Genomic DNA, 688 nt, shown 5'->3' with positions numbered 1-688 from the left:
GTTTGTGGATTCTTAGGGTCAAACTCCATTTTTGCACGCATACGACGGATTAACACGTCGATAGTGCGGTCATTCGGCGCGTCTACTCGATGGCTGATCATATTCAAAATACGTTCACGGCTTAATACTTGGTTAGGGTAAGAAGAGAGTGCAACCAATAGTTCATATTCAGCTTTGGTCAATTTCACCGGCTCGCTGTTCTTGCTTAGCGCACGGCGAGGTATATCAAACGTCCATTCACCAAAACGAACCACAGATTCGTCTTCTGTTTGTTCTACCGCAACCGCTGCAGTTTTACGAGCAGCCGAAATACGCCACAAGAGGTTTTTAACTCGAACCAACAACTCGCGAAGTTCGAAGGGTTTAGTAACGTAATCGTCTGCACCCATTTCAAGGCCAACGATCTTGTCAATGCTATCCGTGCGTCCAGTAACTAAAATTATTCCAATGTCTGATTGACTGCGTAATTCGCGAGTTAGCATCAATCCATCTTCGCCTGGCAAGTTGATGTCTAACATAATGAGGTCAACGTTATTTTCTTCTAACATTTTTCTCATTTGAGCCCCGCTTTCAGCTTCGCTCACTGTGTAACCTTCATTCTGGAAATATCCAACCAGTTTACTTCGGGTTACCACATCATCTTCTACGACTAATACGTGATAGCTCATCTACACCACTTTTCTTATTT

1 protein-coding gene is annotated in these 688 nt (G+C 43.6%); it reads right to left on the bottom strand.

Annotated features, from left to right (window positions below):
- Window positions 1-668, bottom strand: a 668-nt coding sequence (gene torR, locus AB4496_RS19305) for a two-component system response regulator TorR (protein ID WP_372131656.1), incomplete at its 3' end; no start/stop codon positions are given.
- Between the last annotated feature and the right edge of the window lie 20 nt (window positions 669-688).

This window comes from Vibrio sp. 10N.222.46.A1 (assembly GCF_041473595.1).
Taxonomy (GTDB): domain Bacteria; phylum Pseudomonadota; class Gammaproteobacteria; order Enterobacterales; family Vibrionaceae; genus Vibrio; species Vibrio tasmaniensis_A.
Note: the sequence above shows the minus strand (reverse complement) of the source record. Positions and strands in the feature narration are given on the sequence as shown.